This is a genomic window from Paenibacillus filicis, from assembly GCF_038070315.1.
Classification (GTDB): domain Bacteria; phylum Bacillota; class Bacilli; order Paenibacillales; family NBRC-103111; genus Paenibacillus_G; species Paenibacillus_G filicis.
Genome location: NZ_JBBPCC010000003.1, coordinates 237,650 through 260,541 on the forward strand (window position 1 = coordinate 237,650; position 22,892 = coordinate 260,541).

Genomic DNA, 22,892 nt, shown 5'->3' on the forward strand with positions numbered 1-22,892 from the left:
TGCGATACCTTGTAAAAAAATTACCGCTTAACTGCGTTCCCCTTTCAGCATCTCGCCGATGGCGCCGATGCTGCCCAGCGTCTCCACCGCCTTGGTCGGGATGAATACCTTATTGGCGGCGCCGCCGGCAATATCCTTGAGCGCCTCCAGCGAGCGGTAGGTGAGCACCTGCTCATCCAGACCGCCCTCGCGGAGCAGCTCGATCCGCCGCTTCTCGGCGGCAGCCACGGCCTCGATCGCCTTCGCTTCCCCGAGCGCCTCCAGCTCCTGCGCCTGGCGAAGCCCCTCCGCCTCGCGGATGCGGGCTTCCTTGTCGCCCTCCGCCTTCAGAATCTTGCTCTGCTTGTCGCCCTCGGCGCGCAGGATCATGTCCTGCTTGGCCGCCTCTGCCTCGAGGACGATGGCGCGCTTGCTGCGCTCGGCCTTCATCTGCTTATCCATCGCGTCCTGGATGTCCTTGGGCGGCTGAATGTCGATGACCTCGACGCGCTCGATGCGGACGCCCCATTTCTCGGTCGCTTCGTCCAGTGCCATCCGGATATCGGTGGAGATTTTTTCCCGGCCGGACAGTGTCTCGTCCAGCTCCATTTTGCCTATAATCTGCCGCATGGTGGCCGTGCTGATATTGCGCACCCCGTACACATAATCCGAGATGCCATAGGTCGCCTGCTCCGGTCCGGTGACCTGGTAGAAGATGATCGTATCGATCTGCACCTGTACGTTATCCTTGGTGATCACCGTTTGCGGCGGCACATTGGCCTGCTGGATGCGCAGATCATGATACGTGCGCACATGATCGATCACCGGCACCAGCACATTGACCCCCGGAGTCAGCAGCCGGTTAAATTTACCGAGGCGCTCGACGACCCCTACCCGCTGCTGTGGAACGATCTTGATCGACATCGCCGCAAATACAATGACAATCAGCAAGATAATAAGAACGACCCATACGCCCATTCAATCATCTCCCTCAGCTTTTTGGACAAGCAAGTGTGCGCTCCCTCTGGCCGTGACGATGACCTTGTCTCCGTCAGACAACTGCTGCTCCGCATGGGCACTCCACGTTTCATTGCCGACCTTCACAATGCCGGGCTTCCCGGGAACAATCGCTTCCAGTACGAATCCCGTCTTACCCACCAGGTCATCTACCGCATCCTTGTACTCTCCGCTCGTGCGGAAGCGACGAGTGATCGGCTTGGTGTACAGGGTCAGCACCACGACCACCAGACATCCGGCCAGCACCTGCCAGATCAGCGAATCGGGCACGACCAGCGCGATTACCGCGGCAACGGCTGCTCCGATGCCGATCCATAACAAGTAGAACGTAAGCGTCAGCATTTCAGCAATGAGCAGCACGCCGGCAACGATCAGCCAAATCGCCCAAAGCTCCATGTGGGCTCATCCCCCCTCCAGCCTGCGAAAGGCCAGGCCAGCCCTCTCTGCGAGGCGGCCCTTCCTTCCCGTCATAACAAGATATGTCAGCTGGAGGACGGCTATGTTTGAATGCCAAGAAGATTTTAATCCTGGCTTGCAGGTATTCCTTCTATTGGCGGCTTAGGGGTTTGGCGGTAACGCCAAAAAGACGACCGATCAATCAGTCGTCCTGTTGGAACCTATCCTTCTAACCGCCAAACCAGGTTAACACCAGGCCATGCCGCAGCGCCGGGCTCTCCGTCCCTTACGGTCATGGACGCTGCCCTGCTCGGACTGGCCAGCCGGAACCCAGCGGTCATCATCATCGTCATCGTCGTCATAATCCTCGAGGATGGTGTCCGTCACCGGCAATTCCTTCTCCTGCACCGTCATAGCCTCCTTCCCGCTTCGACTGCCTGACTACTCCAGCTCCAGCGCTTCTCACGTTGCTCTCGCCCCGCCGTCTTGCTCAGATCAGCAGATTGAACAGATAAGGATCCTTATTGATTTCGCTGTACTGCAGTCCCCGCTCGTTCATCCGCTCCAGCAGCGGGCCGTAGTCTTCCTTGTTCTTGAGCTCGATGCCGACTAGTGCCGGGCCATTCTCCTTGCTCGTCTTCTTCGTATATTCGAAGCGCGTGATGTCGTCATTCGGACCGAGTACGAATTCCAGGAACTCGCGCAGAGCGCCTGCACGCTGCGGGAAGTTCACCATGAAGTAATGCTTCAGCCCCTCGTAGATCATCGAGCGTTCCTTGATCTCCTGCATCCGGTCGATATCGTTGTTGCCGCCGCTGATGATACACACTACGTGCTTGCCCGCGATTTGCTCACGGTAGAAGTCCAGAGCCGCCACCGGCAGCGCGCCAGCGGGCTCGGCGACGATCGCATTCTCGTTGTACAGCTCGAGAATCGTCGTGCATACTTTGCCTTCCGGCACGACGACGATATCGTCCACCACCTCGCGGGTAATGCTATAGGTGAGCTCGCCGACCCGCTTAACAGCCGTCCCGTCCACGAACTTATCGATCTCGCCGAGCGTGACGATGCCGCCTGCCTCCAGCGACTGGCTCATCGACGGAGCACCGGTCGCTTCGACCCCGATCACGCGGGTGGAAGGACTGATATTTTTCACATACGTCCCCACGCCGGCCATCAGCCCGCCTCCGCCGATGCCGCCAAAGACAAAGTCCACCGGCTCCCTCATATCGGTGATCAGCTCCATGCCGACCGTCCCCTGTCCAGCCACAACCTTGGGATTATCGAACGGATGGATAAACGTCGTGCCTTCGCGCTCGCTGCTGGCTACCGCCTCGCGCAGCGAATCGTCGAACGTATCCCCCATCAACAGCACCTCGACAAATTCGCCTCCGAATAGCTTGACCTGCGAGATTTTCTGACGGGGCGTTGTTGTCGGCATGAAGATTTTCCCTGGAATTTGCAGGGCCTTGCACGAATAAGCCACGCCTTGCGCATGGTTGCCTGCACTCGCACACACGACACCCTTAGCCAGCTGCTCATCGGACAAGCTCCGGATCATATGGTAGGCACCGCGGATTTTGAAGGAGCGGACAACCTGCAGATCCTCCCGTTTCAAATACACATGGCAGCCGTATCTTTCGGATAGGATAAAGTTTTTTTGCAGCGGAGTGTGCGTCACGACGTCCTTGAGCACGTGGCTCGCCATCATGATATCCTCCAGCCTAACTTGGTTCTCGCTCATGTTAACACTCCTCCTGCCTGTCTCTCTAGTCATCTCTCTATTATACACGTAGAACACCCCTTTCCGATAGCCGTCCGGCTTTCGAAAAGGGGTGCTCAATCGTTTGCAAATCTAACCTTTATCTCTCTATATAGCTTCTATGTCTAAGATTTATTTAATGATGATGGTGTGCACGGATTGCTGCTTGCCGCGCAGCTCGATGGAGCGTCCGGCCGTCAGCAGGCTGACATCGCCGGAGATGTATACGTTCTGTGCGACGTTGTAGACGGCCGTTTGCACGCCGCCGTTCTCAAGCTTCTGGTTGATCGAGATCGTCCCCAGCGAGCCTTGGGAATTCAGCGTGTAGCTATTGAGCGTGCCGCTCACAACGAAGTCTACTGTCTGCCCGTTATCGCCGGCCATCTTGGTCACTTCCACGAAGATCGCTTTGCCGCCATATGTACGGACAAGGACCTGGTCGCCGGTAACGATCTGGCTAGGCGATACGCGAACGCCATTGCGGAAGATGTAGGCGGTGCCGTCAAGCTCCACGTTGATGGGCTCATTGTTGGCAGCTTTCACAGACAGCAGATTGCCCGCCACAGGGCCAGTTACTGTGCCCTTGTACGCAGTATTGTCCGGCAGTTGGCTGCCTGTGCGGTCCAGCAGCGCAGCGAGCTCAGCACGTGAAACCGCCTGATTCGGACGGAAAGTGTTATCGTCGTAGCCATCGATCAGACCTTTCTCCAGCGCTACAGCCACATAGCCGACGGAGCCCGCAGGAATTTTATTCGCATCCTTGAACGGCAGATGAGCGTTCATCTTAGCCTTGGCCGCATCCTGGAGCTTGAGTGCCTTCACGAGAAGCGTGGTCGCCCACAGACGATCCGCTTCCTTATCCGGCTGCACCGCAGCATCCGTCTCGGCGAACAGATCGTTCTGCAGCGCTACGGAGACGTAGCCTACCGCCCAGGAGTATTTATCTTTCACTTTATTCGCGTCAGTAAAATTCAGGTTGGCTTGCTTGGCTTCCGCCGATTCGGCCTGATCGCGCAGTCCCATCAGACGAACCGCAGCCGTGATCGCCTCAATACGGGAAATCGTCTTGCGTGGCTGGAAGGTACCATCCTCATAGCCCTCGAATACCCGCTTGGAAGCCAGACTGGCAATATAACGGGCCGCCCATTCCACATCGCCGCCCTTCAGATCGTCGAAGCTCAGCTTGATTTCAAGCTTGCCCTTAGGCCCTTGCTTGACATCGGCCCATGTACGGGACTGCTCGGATTTCTTGTCGTCCTTCTTATTGCCCTGTCCCTTGTCCTTGTTGTCCGAAGCAAATGCCGCAGTGGACCCGCCCACCATCATTACGAGCGCAAGACCGGATACAATCGTTTTCTTAAGTATAGGATTCATGTTCATAGCTCCTCTTGATCATATTTGTCCAAAGATAAGCTCAGAACCTTCGCGAAGGGTTTCTGGATTCACTAGAATACGTTCGCCAGGTGGAAATTTTTTGTGGGGGTGCGGGCCGCTGAAACTAAAAAGCCAGGTTGCTCCCTTTCCGGCAAGCGGCATCTCCTGTCAAAAAAAAACCGGAGCTTGACCAGGCATATTGCCTGGTCAAGCTCCGGGAGCAGCGGGAAATCAAGGTTTGCTCGTTATTTGGTGTGCTTGCCGAAATACTCATAGGTACCCTTCGGGAAAGTATTCCATTCACCGACCTTGGCGAATGCCGACGAGCCGGTATAGATGCCCGACTTCCGTATAATCGTGCCACCGCTAGGCAGGATCGGGTCTTTTCCATTCGGGTCGCCCAGTACGTCCACGATGTTGCCGTTCCGCTTCAGCACAAGGGCTACCGTATTGAATTCATTAGGACTATACATCGAGAGATCATCATTGAAGTACCAGATATTCATAATATCAAATGCATCGTAGAAGACCGAATCGATCACGATATAAGGCTCGACAACGCCTTCGAATAGAGCCTTGGTCGTCACTTTCTTCGTGTTGGTCTTCTTCATCCACTGATGAATCTCAACGGAATAGCCTTTCATGGCCTCGGTCTGATCCCCGTTACCGGTGTAGCTGATCTGGAAGGCTATCCTTCCGTCGCCGCCATCGAGATATTGCGAGAAGAACCGCTCCGCCGTGCCTTGCGGACTAGACTTGAATTGAAGAACAACCGCCCGGCCATCTGATCCCACTACCCAGGTATGCAGGCCTACATCTGTGTTTGTAAGCGTCAGAATGGTTCCATTCAGCGCAGTTGGCCCGGTAAATGTCGAGTCCGGCGTTCCCTTGTAAACCTTGAAGGACGATTGCCCGGGGAATAAAGCCGACAAGTCATACGTGACAGGGTCCTTCACTCCCTGCTTCGTCACGATGCTCAGTTGACCGTTCGGGACAGCCTGAGCCGTCCTTACCGTTAATTCGTAGGTGCCCTGGGCACCATCGCCATCTGTCGCCGTAATCGTCACCTTGGTGCTGGCGCTGCCTGTCCCTGGCGTCAACGTCAGCATGCTTCCCGAGACGGAAGCTGTGGCGCCGACGGCAGATGCGGATACCGCCGTGAACGTAAGCGCATCGCCATCCGGATCGCTGAATAATTGGCTCAGGTCGAATGTACGGGCATTGGTCACCCCCGGCGTTAATACCTGCTCGTAGATGGAGCTTTCAACGACCGGTGCATGGTTCACTTTGGCCGGGTTCACCGTAATGGCTACATTGGCTGCCGCCGTACCGCCGCGACCGTCGCTTACGCTGAGCTGTACGGTTGTTTTGCCCGGTGCTGCTGGAGTCAGCAACAACGTCTTGCCGGTTACACTCACGGCTGCTACGGCCGCATCTGGCACCGCCGAGATCGATACCGTCAAGCTATTCGCGTCCTCCGGGTCCGGATCGGATAAGTACGGGGTTAGATCGACACTTAGCGTGCCGTCCCCGGCCTTCATCACTTGCTCGGGAATCGCTGCGATGGCCGGAGGCTGATTTTTCTTGACGGTCACCTTGATAGTTGCCGTCGCCTTCCCGCCGCGTCCGTCGCTCACCGTCAGGTTGATCTGAGCCGATCCTGCCGTTTCCGGCTTGATCGTCAGCTTCTTGCCCGCTACGGTCACGGAAGCAGCCCCCGGAGCAGAGGAAATCGCGGAGACGGATAGATTCGGCACATCCTGCGTATCCGGGTCGGTTAGCAGAGCTGTCAGATCCAGCTCCTTGGCCCCTTCATGCAGCCAGATCACCTGGTCAGCTATAGAGCTGATGGCGGGCGGCTGGTTCACTGTGATCTTCCATGTCGCCGTCGTCTGACCTCCCTTGCCGTCGCTCGCTTGGAGCAGGATGTCCGCGGTGCCGGATGCGACCGCATGTACGGTGAGCTGACTGCCTGCGAGAGCAGCGGAAGCAACCCCCGGAGCGCTGGAGCTGGCTTCATAGGTTAGCGTATCCTCCGTGTCAGGGTCCGAGAAGACGGCGTCCAGGTTCAGCGTACCGTCAGCCTGTCCTACCGTAAGCACGGAGTCAGGAATCGGCTGCTGAACGACCGGGTCCTGATTAGGCAGCGTGACCTTGAGCGGGAAGGAAGTCCGGGTCGTGCCTCCGCGACCGTCGTAAACGGACATCGTCACCGTCGTATCCCCAAGGCTCAAGGGTGTCATCGTGAGCAGCAGATCTTGAAGCGACAGAGAGACAATCGTCGCATTGTAAGTAATCCCCGTCACGGTCAGCTCATCCTGCTCTTTATCCGACAGGTAGCCCGACAAATCGAGCGTGCGAGAATTTCCAGGCAGCTTCAGCTTCTGCAGCGGGATAGCGGTAACCGTCGGCGGCTCATTCACCGTCACAGTGAATGCTGCGCTAGCCTGGCCTCCACGTCCGTCCATCGCTTTAACAGTAATCGTAGCCGTTCCCGACTCCAGCGCATGCGTCTTGACGATGCCCCCGTTCTCGCTGACCGTCACGAAGGACGGATTGGACGATACCGCACTGTAAGTCAGCGTATCCCCGTCCGGATCGGCGAAGAGCAGCGACAGATCGGTCAGTCCGTCCTCCTCGCCGACCGTCAACACCTGCGGGCTCGGTTGCTGCTTGTTCATGGGAGCTGTATTGACAGTAAGTCGGATATTTGCCTTGGACTCGCCGCCACGGCTATCCGTAACGATGATCCCGATCTGGGCCAGCCCGGCGCTGACCGGAGTGATCGTCAGCTTGAAGCCGTTCACCTGCACCTGAGCGATTGCGGTGTTGTTAGCAGCCGCCTGCAAGGTCATCGTATCCTGCTCCAGATCGTGGATATATGGCAGCAGGTTTAGTTCTAATGGTGTCCCATTCAACTGGATCAACTGATCCGGTATAGCCTGAATCTCAGGAGCTGCGTTTACCTCTACGTCGAAGCTGGTGCTCGTCTCGCCGCCACGGCCATCCTTGGCCGTAACCGTGATCTTCGCTGTACCGGGAGCCAATCCCTTGACGGAGAGCCGGCCCCCGGCTTCACTGCCGGTCGCCAGCGCAGGCTGAGAAGACGTAATCTCATACGTGAGCGTGTCCAAATCCGCATCTGCAAACACAGGAGCAAGATCCACCAGACCCGGCGCTTGTCCCGCCGTCACGATCAGCTTGGGCAGCGTCTGGCTCACCGTTGGCGCTGTATTGACTTCCAGATAGAGTGTCCCCTTTGTCACACCGCCTCGCACATCATTCAGGGTCAGCTTAACTTCAGCCTTGCCTGCCGCCACCGCAGTCAACAGCAGCTTGGGGCCGGTGACGCCTACGTTCACAGTCTGAGCTGGAAATGCATCAACCGTCACCGTCCAGGCATCATTCTCCTTATCCTTGACGTACGGAGTCAGATCGAACTCCTGGGCCGGAGCGCCAAGCTGGACGTATTGCAGCGGAATCGCGGACAATACCGGTCCTTCATTCACCGTCACGGTGAACGAAGCGCCCGCCTCCCCACCCTTGCCGTCCAGCGCCTTAATTGTAACCGTCGTCGTACCTGAGCCCTGGGCTCTGATGCCAAGCTTGCCCGACGCCTCGCTCAGTTGAACAATGCCAGGCAGCGAGGAGCTGAACTCGTAGCTCAGCGGGTCTTGATCGGGATCGACGAATACGGCTTTGAGATCGAGCTCGCCGTCTGGAGCTCCGACAGTCAAGTGCTGGTTGGCAGGCTGCTGCACCACCTGTGGCGCGGCATTCACCACCAGCGTGAGGACCGACGAAGCCTCACCCCCACGGCCATCCTTGACGGTAAACCGCACTTGCGTACGACCTGCGCTCGCGGGAGTGAACGTGAGAATCGTCCCGGCAGCGCTGACACCTGCGACTCCTGGGGTATCCACGGACGCCGTGAGCGTCAGCGGGTCATGCTCTTTGTCGGACAGGAAGCTGGTGAGGTCCACCTGCCTGGCACCTCCACCGAGCTGGATCACCTGTACCGGTACAGGTGCGATGACAGGCGCTTCATTGATGTTGACCTGGAAGCTGGTCACAGCCTCGCCGCCCTTGCCATCCTTGGCCGTGACAGTTATTTGTGCGTTCCCGCCGGATATGGCTTTTAGCGTCAACTTCCCTCCCGCTTCACTGCCTGTCACGATAGACGGCTGGGAGGTTTGAATCAGGTACGTCAACGGATCATGCTCTGCATCGGTGAAGACCCCGCTCAAATCCACGATCCCGTCCGCTGCACCGGCTGTCAGCCATTGGCCAGGTATAGCCTGTGCAAGCTCAGGTCTCGTATTGACATGCAAGTCCAAGCCTGCGGAAGTGATGCCTCCTCGCCCGTCGCTAACCGTGAACTCGATTCGGGTATTTCCGGCCTTGATCGGTAGGATCTGCAGTTGCTGCCCGCTAAGACTCACGGATGCAATGGCAGAGTTGTAAGTACCGAGCGTCAGAAATAACGCATCGCCCTCCTTGTCCGACAGGTAGGAGGTGAGGTCGATCATCTGAGCGCCCCCTCCCAGCTGCACGATACGCTGTGGAATCGGCTGAACCACAGGAGCCTCATTGACCGTTACGGCAAAGGAAATGCTTGCCTCGCCGCCCCGGCCGTCATCAGCTGTTGCTTTGATTATCGTCTGTCCCGAGGTCAGCGGTATAACCGTCAGCTTGCCCTCTACTTCCGTCACCTTGGCAATGTCCGGAGCAGAAGACTGAACCTTGAAGGTCAGAGCGTCTTTGTCCGGATCGCTGAAGATCTCGCTTAGATCAACCGCATGTCCCTGTGTTCCTGCCGTCAGCAGCATCGCAGCGGGCACCTTCGCCGGATTGGCCACAGGGAGTGCATTTACCGTGACCTTCATGTCCACCGTGAGCTTGCCGCCATTTTGATCGTCTGCGATGATACGAACGCTTGTCGAGCCTCCGGCGACCGGAGTCAGCGTCAGAACCGAGCCGGATAAAGCGCTTTTGACGACAGAACTCTTCAAGGAGCTAGCCTGATACTTCAAGATACTTTGCTCGTCATCCTTAAAGTATTGAGAGAGGTCCAGCTGCACAGCCGGCTTGCCAACGGTCAGCTCCAGCTCGGGGAGAGGCACCGCCAATCTCGGCGGCGTATTAGGACTCGGCTCGGAAGCCTTCTGGACATTGGAGGTCGAGGCTCCGTTCGCAGCCGTCACGTTGCCCACCTGCGTATTGGAGCTGGCAATCACTTTGGAATCTTTATTGTTGAGTTGAATCTCGGCCACCGAAGCCGAGCCTGTCAACGTAACGGTAGACCCTTGATCCACTGCCATCTTGCCGATGCTGGGGTTCCCGTTCACGGTGACCGGCTGTGTACTGGTCACCTTCACCTCCAGAATAGAACCCTGCAGATTGACAGATTGGGCTCCTTCCGTGAGCGTCAGCTTCTTGATGCTGCCTTCTGTCGATTCAATGGAAGCATCCGTCTGCACATTGACCGAAGCGATGCTGCTTCCCTGCCCGGCCACGAGATGAACATCCTGCTTCTTCACATCGACGTTCTGAAGGCTAGACTCTTCGAAAACAACCGTGTTGCTGTCTCCGCCTTCAATCACGGTATTGCCCTGCACCTTCAGGCCGGAAGCCAGGAAATCATGCTCCAGCTCACGCCGCAGGTGCAGATCCCCCTTGATCGTCAGGTTCGTCACGGTCATATAATCCCCACTCACCGTCAGGTTGCCGTTCAGCACGGCATGCTGCCCGTCCAGCTTGAGATTGCGGCTGAATTCCGCCTCTCCTTCCTCAGGTTCCGCCCCGCTTGCAACGAGCCGCAGCTCGGTGATGGATTGTATCGTGCCTCCGGAGCTTTGAAACTTCAGCTTGGCCCCTTTCAACGCTTTTCTATTGTTTTCCTGAAAAATACCCTTAACTTGATCGGAAAGCTGATAGGTCTTGCCGTTGATACGAATATGACCGTTCTGAATATCCTGCAGCAATGCCGGATTTTCATCGGGATAGAATGCCGAGATCAGCATCTGAGCGATATCCGCTCTCAGCACAGGTTCCTGGGGAGCGAATCTGCCTTGGCTGACGGGGACGATATCACCGCGAATCGCGGTTTTGACGAAAGATTCGGCCCAGGAGCTTACGCTCCCCCAGTCCGTTACCTCCCCTAGCGATTCATCCACGATGGGCGTCTGCTGGGACGCCCGCACCAGTACAATCGCGAGCTCCTCGCGGGTGATTAAGGCTGCCGGGTGGAATCTCCCCTGATCATCCCCCTGCATCAAGCCGGCCTGCTTCACCGCCGCAATATATGAGCTGCTCCAGCTCTGCGGGTCTACATCCGTGAAGCTTTCTACGGATTGCGGAATCGGCAGCTTCAGCGCTCTGACCAGCAGAGCCGCCAGCTCCTGACGGGTCAGAATATCGTCAGGACGGAACCGGCCTGACTCATCTCCCTGAACGAGCCCTAGGGTCGCGGCTTTCTGAATGGACTGCAGGCGGTCCAGTGAGACGGACTGGATATCTAAGAGGACAGGAACGGCGCCTTCGGACAGCAAGGCCCGTTCGCCAGCCGCAGCATAGCTTGCTCCCGCAGGAGCAAGCAGCGCTGTGACCAGCAGACCGGATAACATACTCATTTGCAAAGTTGAAGGTTTCATAGGTGCCTCCGATTACGGAATAATCCGGTATGAGTTAAGGCCATCGTACAAGGTATCGCTATCTTCGTTATCATTCCAATCCTGAGCATCATAGCTGCTTGGGGACCCTACAATCAGACCGTTCTTGCGGGATAAAGCATGGCCTCTGGAGATGACAGCTTTGTCGAGCAATAACCGGTGTCCCGCCCCGTCGTCGTAATAAAGCTCCAGATCAATAGGCGATTGAATGGTATCATCGGCTAGCTCCAAGCTGATCGAGCTATCCGAATCCACCTGAAACTCGTCCAGATCCTTATCATAAAACGCTTCGCTTAGAACAAAAGTCTTATTCGGCTTTATATCCGTCACCGTACTCTGATTGCTCAGATCGATTTCCGTCGCATCCGAACGCACGATACGCAATTTACTGCTATCCAGCGTCGCATTGGTCGGATTGTACAACTCAATAAATTGATAGAAGTCCGGCCCCCATACCAGCTCAGAGAAGAAAATGCCGCTTTTCTGGAAGGTCACCTGAAAGGAAACCGACACCGGAGCGCTCTTGCCATCCGTAGCCGAGAGAGTCAAGGTCGTGCTGCCGACTCCCAGAGGAGAAATCTTGAGCTCCGTTCCCTGAACGGCTGCGGTCGCCACCGCTGTCTGGGAAGAAGTGACGCTGTACGTCAATGCGTCGCCATCCGCGTCCTCAAAGACGTTTGAGATATCCAGCTTTTCGACCAAAGACTCGTACGGCAGAAGCGTGTCCAGCAGATTGAATGTTTTTGCTGTCAAGGCCTGCTTCACGGTCGGCTGATGATTAACCTGACCCGCGGTGAAGGTGGCTTGGAACGAGGTTTGTACCGTTCCCCCGCGCCCGTCATTCGCTGTGACAGTAATGGTCGCGCTCCCTGCACGGAGTGGCGTGACCTTGAGCGTACTGCCCGTTATTACGGCTTCGGCGACCGCGGTGTCAGACGACTCCGCGCTGTAGGTCAGCGCATCGCCGTCCTCATCTGCGAACACACCCACAAGGCTTAGCGTCTTCGCTCCGTCTTCCACCTGATGCGTCAGCGGGCTTGGCGCTGCCAACACGGTCGGCGCGTGGTTCGCCTTCAACGTCACGGTCAGCGGCGTCGTGACGGACGCTCCGCGCAAGTCTGTCGCTTTCAGCGTAACCGTCATGCTGCCTGCCGTCAGCGGCGTGACGATCAGATCGCTTCCGATCACCGCGACTGTCGCTACCGCGGTGTCAGACGAAACGGCGCTGTAGGTCAGCGCATCGCCGTCCTCATCTGCGAACACGCCGACAAGACTCAGCGTCTTCGCTCCGTCTTCCACTTGATGCGTCAGCGGACTTGGCGCTGCTACCACGGTCGGCACGTGGTTCTGGGGTAGCGCTGATACAGTCACATCCAGCGTTGTAGTCACAGCTGCATCGTGCACATCCCGGGCCGTGATGGTAATTACGGCATGTCCTGCTGCAACGGGAGTAACGGTCAACGTCGTTCCCGTTACCGTGACTGTCGCTACCGCATCTGCCGAGGACGCGGCAGACAACGTCAGCGGGTCACCGTCCGCATCTGCGAACACCGAGGCGAGACTTATCGTCTGAACCCCGGCGTCGGCTCTATAGGTCACAGCTGGCAACGGGAACGCTACAGTCGGCGCATGATTCACAGGGACGGCGGCATTCACCACCGTATTGAACACTACCTGCCCAATTCCACCTTTGCCGTCATCGGCTGTTACGACAACCGATGCGGAACCCAAGCTTCGCGGGGTCAGCGTCAATAGTCCCGCTCCATACACGGCTTCGACTACACTCGGCTGCCCGGAGCTTACGCTCAGGGTCCACACATCTCCGTCTTCGTCCGCGAACAAATCCGTCACCGGAATGGAGACAGGTGCAGCCCCTTCCACGAACGTCAGATCATCCAGCCACCGGGTCGGCTTGGGCGCATGATTGGTAGAGGGCCCTTCCAGCACGGTGAAGGTAAAGGAGGTCTGTGCGACCCCTCCCTTGCCATCGGCCGCCCTTAAGGTCACAATCGCCGTGCCTGCCTGATTCGGTATTAAGGACAACGAAGTCCCGTTCAGAGCCACATCCGCTACCGCCCGGTCCGATGATTGGGCACTGAGGCTGAGCGTATCCCCGTCTGCATCTGCGAACACAGACTGCAGCTCCACAGTAACGGAGCCTAGTCCGGTATACCCGGTCCGGTGATACACCGCATTCGCCACCGTGGGCGCATGATTGATAGGAACGGGGTCGGACGAGTCCGACGAATCTGATGAGCCTGACGGGCTCTGCGGCGTACCAGGAGCCTGCGAACTACCAGAGGGAGGCGTCACCGTGATTTGTTTTTTCACATCACTGTAGTTGGTGATCAGCTTATCTGCCGTTACGTTATCCGGCACTTGCAGCTTCTCGATCTTCACATCCTTGCCCAGGCTCAACCGGGCATCCGGTCTGGCAATGTTGAGCTCGCCCCAAGCGCCGCTTCCTTCCAGCTTGACCGGTTGATCCGTATCAACGACGACCCGGGCAACCTTGGCCTGCAGGTTCAGGCTTCCGGCTCCAAGCTTCAGGACAACCTGAGCCAAAGAATCTCCCTTTACGGCGATATGATCGGCGGCAATAACCAACTCTCCCTGGAATGGCGTGCCGCTCACATCCAACTGCACCGGCTTCCCATCCGTACCGCTTTTTGTTATTTCGATCCTGAGTAAATCATTCACGCTATGATTAACCGACCTGTACTTGAGCACCGCGCCTTCCAACGCATCGCGATTCCGGTCCCCGAGCAGATCCTTGAGTGCCCCGCTGATCAAATACGGCTTCCCGCCAATGATGACCATATCGCCATCAATGCGTTCGATCGTGGCCGTCTGCTCCTGGGCCTTGAAAATATCCAGCAAATACGATGCGATATCCTGGCGCTCCAGGTGTCCATGAGGGTTGAAGGCCTCACCATCGGCGCTCATCAGGCCGAGACGCAAGGCAGCGCTCACGGCTTTCTCCGCCCACGGGCTGATGCTCCCGTGATCGGTTAAGACGGGCTCCAGACCGCCTCTGGCTTCCACTCCGTTAACCGCCCGGACAAAGATAGCGGCGAGCTCTTCACGAGTCACTGGGTCCGAAGGCCTGTATGTATGCGTAGCAGCTCCGTTAATCAAGCCGGCCTCTGCCAAAGCTTCGATATAAGGAACAGCCCAACTATCCTCGATATCTGCAAAAGAAGAAGCTGTCCCCTCCTTGGGCTGCAGATGCATCACTTTGGCCAACAGTACAGCCAGTTCCTGCCTCGTCAACAGCTGGCTTGGCCGGAACGAAGCGTCCGGATAGCCCGACAATAGCCCCTGCTTAACCGCCTCATCGACGGCAGCGCGTTTGGCTGGCGAGATGTAGCTCTGGTCGCTGAATATGAGCGGAGCTTGCCCGCTGCGGTCCGTTATCTGACCCGCCCCTGTCGCTGTAGAGCTTATCGCCATGCTTAACATGACTGTGGTAAGCAGCCATTTGTTCCATTCCTGATTCATCATATCTCCCCTATGCTTTGAGACTTTAGTAACAGCTAGTACAGTACCGTTTCGACATTTTTTTCTTCACCCCTCCATCATTTTGTATTAAATAATTTTGATATCCGCTTAACGCATACAACTATTGACTTTTCACCAAATACGTGTTCACTACGGAATAGTTTTCTCGCTGAGCTGTCCAAAAGATGGTAAACTGAATAAGACTATGGTTGAAGGAGTGATTTTCCCCTCATGAATCGCAAAGGCAGGAGATTGTCCGCATGGCTGGTAGGAGCGGCACTCATCCTTATTGCAGCTATCTACGTATTTACCAATCAGGCGAACCCGGCCAAGCCCGGCAGTGAAAACAACCCTGGAGTCCAGCAGCCTGCAGCTCCTCAAGGCCAGAAGCCGGCGGATGCCCCTCCCCCCAAAGCCGAGCTTCCTACCGAAAAAGTAGACGTGCTCGTCGTCGGCACCGAGCTGGAAGGCTTATATCTAGCCAGAGCAGCAGCCGACGAGGGCCTCAAGGTTAAAGTCATCGATCCCCGGGCAGAGTTTGGCGGCCAGGTACTCCAAGGTGAGATGCTGTTTCTCGATGAAACACGGGACGACCAATACAAGCTGCTCGTGCAAGGCCGGGCCAAGAGCCTGTTCGATGGCTTCCGCAACGGCAAGATCCGCAAGCTGAAGGAATTCGAGACTTATTTCGCCGAGCTGGCGAAGGACATTCCGATCGAGCAAGGCGTCAAGATCGAAGGCATAGAGGAGCAGCCGGGCCAGTCCGCCCAGCAGCAGATCAAATCGCTGCAGTATGAGACGAAGGACGGACAGAAGAAAAAAATCGAGGCGGCCTACTGGGTGGAGAATACCGACTATGCGGCATTCGCCAGCAAGCTTCAGGTGAAGCGACTGCCTGGCCTGGAAGCTTTCTACGGCCAGTCCAATATCGAATACATGAGCGCCGGCATGATGATGAAGTTTAAAAATGTGGATTGGGCAAAATTCCAGAAGAGCTTCAATGAGATGAGCAAGGAGGAACGCAGCGCCAAGTACGGCTACGGGTCGGTGGATAACAGCTTTGCCATCGGACTGACGGGCATGACCAATAAATATAAGGCGACGAATGACCGCGTCTTCCTGCGCGGACTCAATGCCGTCTCCCAGCGGGACGGCGAGGTCATCATCAACGCGTTCCTGATCTATACGGTCGATCCGTCTGACGACGCCTCCGTGAAGGCCGCGCTGGACCTGGGCAAGAAGGAAATTCCGCTCATCCTGGAGCATTTCCGCAAAAATATCACCGGTTGGGAGAAGGCGGAGCTGAACGGCTTCCCAAACTATCTCTACATCCGCGAATACAATCATTACGAGACGGATTACGTGTTGAAGCCTTCGGACATGCTCGGAGCCAAGATGTTCTGGGACAACGTCAGTATCGGCGGATACCCGCTCGATCTGCAGGGTACCAGCGCCAACAAATGGGGCATCGAGATGGGACGGCCGGACAAATATGGCATGCCGCTTCGCAGCTTCCTATTGAAGGGCTACGACAACGTCATTCTCGCGGGTAAAAATGTCGGGGCCTCCGCGATCGCTTATGGCAGCGCGCGTATCCAACCCAACACCAGCCTCGCGGCCGAATCCATCGGCGTCATCCTCGGGCAGATTCAAGGCAAGAAGAAGCTGCGCGAGCTGAAGGAAGCGGATATGACGGGACTGCACCAGGTTCTGCAAACCAAATACGCGATTAAGCTTACAGGTGTGACCGGGAACAATAAGCTGGCGGGCTGGACAGCCGATGAGCTGGCCAAGCTCGACACCGGCGAGATCGTATACGCTTCTTATGTAAAGACCCGAAAAAAATAACCGCTTCATGAACAAATCCCCTGAACCTGGGACGCATTGGCGTCCACGGTATAGGGGATTTTATTTTGACAGGGAGGCAAGAAAGAGATACAATAGCATAGTTCATTTTGAAATAGTTTAAAACTAAATAATAAATAAAGGTGAACGATTATGATGTTTAATCCTCACGCCTCCACCCCTCTGGAGAAGTGGACCCGCCTGACCGTACGCCGCTGGCATGCGGAGATCACGGCCATGCTCCGGCAGACCTTGCCCCGCCAGCAGTACTATCTGCTCGAAACGCTGCGCGAAGGGGAGCCGATAACCTGCTCGGACATCGCCGAGCAGCTGCAGATCACACTGCCTGCCGTCACCAACCTGAGCCAGAAGCTGGTAGACAGCGGCTACGTAGAGCGAACCGGCAGCGACAAGGACCGGCGCCGCGTCTGCCTGCGATTGACGCCCGCCGGAGTCGAAATCCTGCATGAGCTCGATGCCGCAGCAGCCGAGATGGTGCGCCGGCTGTGGAGTCCGCTGGATACAGAAGAGCAAGAGCAGCTGACCCGCCTGCTGCAGAAGTCTTTTGAGCACTACACATAGACCGGTCAAACCGGCACCTACACACATTTAGGAGAAGGAGTAGTAAAACTATGTCTGCCAATCAACAAACTGCCGGCAAATCCGGTCAGCCGACCACAGAGCCAAGCTCTATTGCGTTCTGGCCCGTGCTGATCGGGATTTTCCTCGGATCGTTCGTATCTCTGCTCGGGATGAGTACGATCAATGTGGCCATTCCCGTATTGATGCGTGAATTTCAGACCGACCTCGGTATGGTCCAATGGACCTTGACCGGCTTCATGCTTGCTACCGGTATCATCTCACCCATTACAGGTTATTTGGGTGATAAGTTCAGCACTAAGTATTTGTATGTGATCGCCTTGATCGGCTTCACCCTGATGTCCGGTCTATGCGCCATTGCCTGGAATGTCGAATCCTTGATTGCCTTCCGTGTCCTGCAAGGGATTTTTAGCGGGATGGTCATGCCTGCTACGATGACGATCATCTATCAGGTTATCCCAAGAGAGCGTCAGGCATTCGCGCTGAGCATGTGGAGCTTGTCCGCGATGCTGGCTCCCGCACTCGGACCGACATTGGCCGGCTGGCTGATCGAGTCCCTGGACTGGCGCTGGCTGTTTCTGATCAACCTGCCGCTCGGCGTAGCCGCAGTTTGGGTAGCGTCGCGTCTGATTCCTTATTACAGATTGAGCACGCCGAAGTCCTTTGACCTGTATGGCTTTGTCACCGTCGTCATCAGCAGTGCTTCGCTGCTGATCGCCTTCAGTGAAGCACACCGCTGGGGCTGGACGGGATGGCAGACGCTGTCCTTAGTCGCCGTGGGGATCATTGGGCTGATTCTCTTCATCCGGCGGGAACGTTCTACCTCCCAGCCGCTGCTCAACTTGAGCGTGTTCCGCCAGAAACGGTATACGTTCACGCTGATCATCAGCTCCATGATTACGGTCAGCTTGTATTCAGGTACGTACCTGACGCCTGTGTTTCTGCAAAATATCCAGCATGTGTCGGCCCTTCACACCGGCCTGATCCTGCTGCCGTCGTCGCTCGCGATGGCGCTGTTTATGCCGATCACGGCAAAGCTCTATGCCCGTCTCGGACCGATGACGCTGATTATCTCCGGGATTGTGCTGATTGCGGTCGGTACGCTTGCCATGGCGAATCTGCGTGTCGATACAACTCAGACGTATATCGTACTGTGGATGACCGTGCGGAATATCGGGATTTCCCTGGCGATGATGCCTGCGTCCAATGCAGGGATGGAAGTTATCCCGCGTGAGCTGTCCGGCCATGCCTCCTCGGCGAACAACTGGGTCCGTCAAGGGTTAGGATCGTTCTCCATCGGTCTGTTTACAACGATGCTCGCCTCGCGTGTGACCACGCATACGACAGAGCTAGCGTCTGCCGGCGATATCAAGGATAAGACGCTGCTTGGCGCTACGGCCTTCACGAACAGTGTCAACGATGTCTACCTGCTGGCGACCTTCGTCGTGCTGCTCGGGATTCCGTTCGCTCTGCTGATGCGCAATCGCGCTAGTAAGTCCCAGCAGGGCACGAAAACCTCGGCTGAACAAACCGACCTGCAGGAAGCCTAAACCATCCGGAAACCATACAAAAATAGCGCGTGACCGACAGCAATGAAAGCTGCCGGTCACGCGCTATTTTTTTGCCATACAATCAATCCAGTTAACGCAGCTTGAGCTGCAGCATCAGCTGCTTGCCTTCGAAGGTGAGCCCCTTCACGCCCAGAGGACCCGGTATATAATCATCCGGCGCAATCCGAATCGGCGGAAGCTTGAACCAGTCGGCTGGAAGCGTCAAGCCGCGAACCTCGGTACCGGTATGTCGGATGACCAGATACGGGGCCTCCCAGGCTGAAGTGAAGAACAGCCTGGCTCCTACCGGCCAACGCTCATCCAGCAGCAGGTTCACATCCGCCTGAAGTCCATTATCCTGCATGGTAAACCGGGCGCCCGTAATCCGAACTTCCGGACGGATCTGCGGCTGCGACGAGAGTCTTTTCTTGATCAGCGAGTCGATCTCAGCTTCACTCAGCACAGCCTCGAATTTCCGGTTAAGCAGCATCTCCTTGACCTGGTCCTGAAGCCGCAGAGGCCGGTAAGCCAGATCCAGCTGCTCCTTAGGCCGGACCAGCCAGAGCAGAGCGGCTGCACCTACAGCTAGCAGCAGCGCCAGAATGATAATCTTCTTGATCCACCTCACGGCCTGCGGTTCCCCCTCCCGCTGCTACTTCGACTTATCCGGCCGGGCCGGCTTGTCCTTCAGCCAGCGCGGCGCTCCCTTGTTCTTGCGCTCGCGTTCGAGCTCAGCCTTGCTCTTGACCGTCGGCTTCGCCCCGCGGTCAGCCGCACGACCCTTGGCCCCCGCTGGCCTTGCAGCGGGCGGAGCTGTCGTCGGCGCCGCTTCGCGTCCGGCGCCGGCAGGCTTCACGCCGCCGCGCAGCGCAGCGCGTGCGGTCCCATCGCCGGGTGCCGCAGCACGGCGGGCGCCCGAAGCTTCAGGCGCGGACGCTGTGCGCACGTCCGGCGCAGCCTGACCCGCGCGGCGTTCCTCGCCGCCGCGTCTAACCCGGGCTGGGCCGGCTTCGCCTGGCGGCTGAGCGTCATAAACCTTCCCGTGGGACATGTATTTACGCTGGATGTCGATGCCTAGCGACTTGGCGAATTTGTCCACGATGAACTGCTCGCGGCGCGTAATGATGGACACAGCCGTACCCTTTCTGCCCATCCGGCCGGTACGTCCTACACGGTGTACATAGTGATCGGCATCGATCGGAGGGTCCAGATTGAACACATGCGTAACCTGCGGCAGATCAAGCCCGCGAGCGGCTACATCCGTGGCGAGCAGCAGCTGGAAGCGTCCTGCACGGAAGCCCTGCATCGCCCTCGCCCTCTCCTGCTTGTACGAATCCGCGTACAGTCCTTCTACCGACAAGCCCACGTACTTGAGCTTCGCTACCGCTTCGCCGATATCATCCGTCTCGTTAATAAATACAATGGCCTGCTTCGGGTTCCACAGCCGGACCAGCCGGCGAAGCGTATCGACCCGCTCGCGCTCCTCGCAGACGAAGTACAGATGCTCCAGCGTTTCCGCCGTACGCTGTGCCGGGTTGACTCTTACATAGGCGGGCTCCTCCATCCAATGATCGATTACGGCCTGCAGCTGCGGCGGCAGTGTCGCGGAGAAGAACAGCATCTGACGGCTGCGCGGCATTCCCTTCAGCAGCGCCTCGACCTCATGCATGGAACCCAGCTCGAATACCTGGTCGACCTCATCCACCACCACGGTACGGATACCGGCCAGCTTGAGCTTTCTAAGCTTCACAAGCTCCTGGATACGTCCTGGCGTTCCGACGACAACATGAGGCTTCAGCTTCAGCTTGTCGATCTGCCGGTCGATGGAGGCTCCCCCGATCAATTGCTGGACACGCACATCGGTTCCTTGCGTCAGCTGATCCAGCGTATGTACGATCTGCATCCCCAGCTCACGCGTAGGGACCAGCACCATCACTTGCGCTTCGCGCAGCTTCGTATCGATATGCTGCAGGGCTGGCAGGGCAAAGGCCAGTGTCTTGCCTGTCCCCGTCTGCGACTGGGCTACGATGTCCTTGCGCTGCAAAGCTAGCGGGATCGCATCCGTCTGAATCGGGGACGGCTCCACGATCTCAAGCTCAGCCAGTCTTTTTACATAAAACGGATCGATGCCAAGTAGCGCGAATCCGGTTGTATTCATTCTCATCATCCCTTTGCTTCCTATTCATTCTACCAGTATATCAAATTACGCTATGAATTGCCCTTTCCTCTTCTTGACCGCGCTTCACTTTTTCTATACCTTTAGAAATAACCAAGCCTATGCCGGCAGTCATTCCCTTATCCCATTCCGAAAAGAGGTACCAGAATCATGAGCTATTCGATCGTCTCGGTCAACATCGGTCAGCCTCAGCCGCTCGCTTACCAGAAGAAATTCGTACCCTCTGGCATTGACAAGAAGCCCGTGACCGGCAGCATTCAGCTTTCCTTCTTCAATCTGGACGGCGACGGACAAGCCGATCTCGTTCATCATGGAGGCAAGGATAAAGCCTTATGTGCTTATCCGCTAGAGCACTACAGTTATTGGGAGTCTACCCTTGGCAAAACCTTCACCTGTGGAGATTTCGGTGAAAATATGACGATTAGCGGCTTGCCGGAGACTGATATCCATATCGGGGATATTTTCCAGTGGGGAGAAGCAATCATTCAGCTTAGCCAGCCTCGTCAGCCATGCTTCAAGCTGTCCGCCAAGCACGGAGAGCCACAGCTGCCCAAGCTGGTCGAGGAGACCGGATACACCGGCTATTACTTTCGCGTGCTCCGCGAGGGGATCGTTTCCGCAGATGCCCCGCTGCAGCTTCTGGAGCTTCATCCGCAGGCAATCACAGTAGAGTACGCTAACCGCATCATGCATCATGAGAAGCAGAATGCGGCAGCCATGCTCCGCCTGCTCGAACTGCCGGAGCTGTCCGATAGCTGGCAGGCGACTCTCCGCAAGCGGCTGGCCGCGCTGGAATAACTTATCCGGCTCGTAGCAAGGACGGCTATGGCCGTCCCTGCATCACCAGCTCAGCCCGCTTGCGTGTGATCCAGGCAAATACAGCATCCAGCGCACGCTCATCCTCTTGCCTCGGGAACCGGTGACCGAGACCGTCGTACAGCTCCATCGCATAGTCCTTTCCAGCCGCTTCCAGCGCCAGAGCCAGCTGACGGGCATGACCGACGTCCACCTGTTCATCGGCCGTACCGTGAACGATCAGCACGGGCACATGAATCCGCTCCGCCCAGTACACGGGGGACCGGTCCTCATATGCCTCAAGCTGCTTCTTCGGATGCCCGACCACCCGCTTCAGCATGCGGCGAAGGTCGACTCGCTCCTCGTAGGTGTCGAATAAATTGCTGACGCCGCCCCAGACCACCACAGGACCTGCATCCTGACATTCCCTGGCGGCCAGCAAAGCCATCATCGCACCGCGTGAGAAGCCGATCAGCGCAACCGGTCCCGGTGCAGACTCCGGCAGTGCGCGTACCATAGTGATAGCATCGCATACGTCATGCCGGTCCTCCCCGGCAAAGTCTTCCCGTCCTTCTCCGCCTTCATTGCCTCGATAGAAGGGGGCAAATACCAGATATCCCCGCCGCGCCATGGAAAAAATTCTCCGCTTGCGGACCATGCCCACCTTTCGGATGCCTCCGCGGCAGAACATCGCAGCAGGGAACGGCCCCGCGCCCTCTGGCATAGCCAAGTATCCCTTAACCTGCAAGCCCTGAGCCATATACGTAAGCAAAAAAAGCGAAACTCCCTTGACCAGGCTTCTCAGCTCCTGGCGTTCGATCAGCGTTCCGTCCTTCGGCCTAGGCAACAGGCCCCCTGTCTCTCCCTGCATATCCATACTCAAGTTCCCTCACTTCATTTTGACACCTGCTGGTTCCCAAGGTACACTATAGCTTATTATGACCGGAAAGGCGGTTTTTCACATGAACCCCAATTTTACAACTGAATTCAACGCATTGGTCGAAAAGTTCTCCGAGCTGCTGACCGGAGATGCCTCTGAAGAAATGGTGGAGAAGATCAAAATCTGGTCGCTCTATAACCATATTCATAAAACAATGCCTGCTCTAGCCAGCCATTGGAACCAGAATCACCCAGAATCCAGAGCCGACATCCGCTCCCTGTATGAAGAGGTCCGGGAGTTGAATCAGAAGCTGAGGGAAACCAATAAGAAAACGGAGGAGTAACTC

Annotated in this window: 15 protein-coding genes; 5 read left to right on the plus strand and 10 right to left on the minus strand. The window is 56.8% G+C overall.

Annotation, left to right across the window (positions count from 1 at the left end; all coding sequences use genetic code 11):
• Positions 1-27 precede the first annotated feature (27 nt).
• The 7 genes from WMW72_RS07455 to WMW72_RS07485 form a co-directional block, all read right to left on the minus strand.
• Positions 28-957 (minus strand): SPFH domain-containing protein, encoded by a 930-nt coding sequence (locus WMW72_RS07455; RefSeq protein ID WP_341414802.1) that lies wholly within the window; start codon positions 955-957, stop codon positions 28-30.
• On the minus strand, positions 958-1,392 hold the full coding sequence (locus tag WMW72_RS07460) for an NfeD family protein (protein WP_341414803.1): 435 nt from the start codon (positions 1,390-1,392) through the stop codon (positions 958-960).
• Between the two features lie 246 nt (positions 1,393-1,638).
• Positions 1,639-1,806, minus strand: a complete 168-nt coding sequence (locus WMW72_RS07465; RefSeq protein ID WP_341414804.1) for a hypothetical protein — start codon at positions 1,804-1,806, stop codon at positions 1,639-1,641.
• Between the two features lie 76 nt (positions 1,807-1,882).
• A complete protein-coding gene (ilvA, locus tag WMW72_RS07470; RefSeq protein WP_341414805.1) occupies positions 1,883-3,136 on the minus strand; it encodes a threonine ammonia-lyase IlvA in 1,254 nt (417 codons plus the stop codon).
• A gap of 150 nt (positions 3,137-3,286) precedes the next feature.
• On the minus strand, positions 3,287-4,528 hold the full coding sequence (locus tag WMW72_RS07475) for an S-layer homology domain-containing protein (protein ID WP_341414806.1): 1,242 nt from the start codon (positions 4,526-4,528) through the stop codon (positions 3,287-3,289).
• A 245-nt stretch (positions 4,529-4,773) separates the two neighbouring features.
• The gene (locus WMW72_RS07480; protein WP_341414807.1) at positions 4,774-11,181 is read right to left on the minus strand and encodes an Ig-like domain-containing protein; all 6,408 of its coding nucleotides are present in this window, start codon (positions 11,179-11,181) and stop codon (positions 4,774-4,776) included.
• A gap of 12 nt (positions 11,182-11,193) precedes the next feature.
• Positions 11,194-14,703 carry an S-layer homology domain-containing protein gene (locus tag WMW72_RS07485; protein WP_341414808.1) on the minus strand — a complete coding sequence of 1,170 codons (3,510 nt, stop codon included), beginning with the start codon at positions 14,701-14,703 and terminating at the stop codon, positions 11,194-11,196.
• 228 nt (positions 14,704-14,931) lie between these two features.
• Here WMW72_RS07485 and WMW72_RS07490 point away from each other — a divergent pair, with 228 nt between their 5' ends.
• The 3 genes from WMW72_RS07490 to WMW72_RS07500 all read left to right on the plus strand — a co-directional run bounded on the left by WMW72_RS07490 (position 14,932) and on the right by WMW72_RS07500 (position 18,695).
• Entirely contained in the window at positions 14,932-16,548 is a 1,617-nt protein-coding gene (locus tag WMW72_RS07490) for an FAD-dependent oxidoreductase (RefSeq protein WP_341414809.1), read from the plus strand.
• Positions 16,549-16,698: 150 nt separating this feature from the next.
• Positions 16,699-17,127 (plus strand): MarR family winged helix-turn-helix transcriptional regulator, encoded by a 429-nt coding sequence (locus WMW72_RS07495; RefSeq protein WP_341414810.1) that lies wholly within the window; start codon positions 16,699-16,701, stop codon positions 17,125-17,127.
• Positions 17,128-17,177: 50 nt separating this feature from the next.
• Positions 17,178-18,695 carry a DHA2 family efflux MFS transporter permease subunit gene (locus WMW72_RS07500; RefSeq protein ID WP_341414811.1) on the plus strand — a complete coding sequence of 506 codons (1,518 nt, stop codon included), beginning with the start codon at positions 17,178-17,180 and terminating at the stop codon, positions 18,693-18,695.
• A 91-nt stretch (positions 18,696-18,786) separates the two neighbouring features.
• On the opposite strand, the gene WMW72_RS07505 is transcribed toward WMW72_RS07500, so the two are convergent.
• Together WMW72_RS07505 and WMW72_RS07510 are read right to left on the minus strand one after the other, a co-directional pair.
• Positions 18,787-19,323, minus strand: coding sequence for a hypothetical protein (locus tag WMW72_RS07505; RefSeq protein ID WP_341414812.1), 537 nt, complete (start codon positions 19,321-19,323; stop codon positions 18,787-18,789).
• 24 nt (positions 19,324-19,347) lie between these two features.
• Positions 19,348-20,862, minus strand: a complete 1,515-nt coding sequence (locus WMW72_RS07510) for a DEAD/DEAH box helicase (protein WP_341414813.1) — start codon at positions 20,860-20,862, stop codon at positions 19,348-19,350.
• Between the two features lie 159 nt (positions 20,863-21,021).
• On the opposite strand from WMW72_RS07510, the gene WMW72_RS07515 reads away from it, so the two are divergent.
• A complete protein-coding gene (locus WMW72_RS07515) occupies positions 21,022-21,669 on the plus strand; it encodes an MOSC domain-containing protein (protein ID WP_341414814.1) in 648 nt (215 codons plus the stop codon).
• A 25-nt stretch (positions 21,670-21,694) separates the two neighbouring features.
• Here the strand turns inward: WMW72_RS07515 and WMW72_RS07520 are convergent, their stop codons facing one another.
• Positions 21,695-22,543: an alpha/beta hydrolase family protein gene (locus WMW72_RS07520; protein WP_341414815.1), complete on the minus strand. Its 849-nt coding sequence runs from the start codon at positions 22,541-22,543 to the stop codon at positions 21,695-21,697.
• A gap of 85 nt (positions 22,544-22,628) precedes the next feature.
• Here WMW72_RS07520 and WMW72_RS07525 point away from each other — a divergent pair, with 85 nt between their 5' ends.
• Positions 22,629-22,889, plus strand: a complete 261-nt coding sequence (locus tag WMW72_RS07525) for a DUF2573 family protein (RefSeq protein WP_341414816.1) — start codon at positions 22,629-22,631, stop codon at positions 22,887-22,889.
• The last annotated feature ends 3 nt before the right edge of the window (positions 22,890-22,892 follow it).

Excerpts from the sequence above, each read along its gene's own strand:
- WMW72_RS07495 (WP_341414810.1), top strand. The coding sequence starts at position 16,699 with ATGATGTTTAATCCTCACGCCTCCACCCCTCTGGAGAAGTGGACCCGC.
- WMW72_RS07520 (WP_341414815.1), bottom strand. The coding sequence starts at position 22,543 with ATGGATATGCAGGGAGAGACAGGGGGCCTGTTGCCTAGGCCGAAGGAC.
- WMW72_RS07465 (WP_341414804.1), bottom strand. The coding sequence starts at position 1,806 with ATGACGGTGCAGGAGAAGGAATTGCCGGTGACGGACACCATCCTCGAG.
- WMW72_RS07500 (WP_341414811.1), top strand. The coding sequence starts at position 17,178 with ATGTCTGCCAATCAACAAACTGCCGGCAAATCCGGTCAGCCGACCACA.
- WMW72_RS07475 (WP_341414806.1), bottom strand. The coding sequence starts at position 4,528 with ATGAATCCTATACTTAAGAAAACGATTGTATCCGGTCTTGCGCTCGTA.
- WMW72_RS07455 (WP_341414802.1), bottom strand. The coding sequence starts at position 957 with ATGGGCGTATGGGTCGTTCTTATTATCTTGCTGATTGTCATTGTATTT.
- WMW72_RS07515 (WP_341414814.1), top strand. The coding sequence starts at position 21,022 with ATGAGCTATTCGATCGTCTCGGTCAACATCGGTCAGCCTCAGCCGCTC.
- WMW72_RS07485 (WP_341414808.1), bottom strand. The coding sequence starts at position 14,703 with ATGATGAATCAGGAATGGAACAAATGGCTGCTTACCACAGTCATGTTA.
- ilvA (WP_341414805.1), bottom strand. The coding sequence starts at position 3,136 with ATGAGCGAGAACCAAGTTAGGCTGGAGGATATCATGATGGCGAGCCAC.
- WMW72_RS07490 (WP_341414809.1), top strand. The coding sequence starts at position 14,932 with ATGAATCGCAAAGGCAGGAGATTGTCCGCATGGCTGGTAGGAGCGGCA.
- WMW72_RS07525 (WP_341414816.1), top strand. The coding sequence starts at position 22,629 with ATGAACCCCAATTTTACAACTGAATTCAACGCATTGGTCGAAAAGTTC.
- WMW72_RS07510 (WP_341414813.1), bottom strand. The coding sequence starts at position 20,862 with ATGATGAGAATGAATACAACCGGATTCGCGCTACTTGGCATCGATCCG.
- WMW72_RS07480 (WP_341414807.1), bottom strand. The coding sequence starts at position 11,181 with ATGAAACCTTCAACTTTGCAAATGAGTATGTTATCCGGTCTGCTGGTC.
- WMW72_RS07460 (WP_341414803.1), bottom strand. The coding sequence starts at position 1,392 with ATGGAGCTTTGGGCGATTTGGCTGATCGTTGCCGGCGTGCTGCTCATT.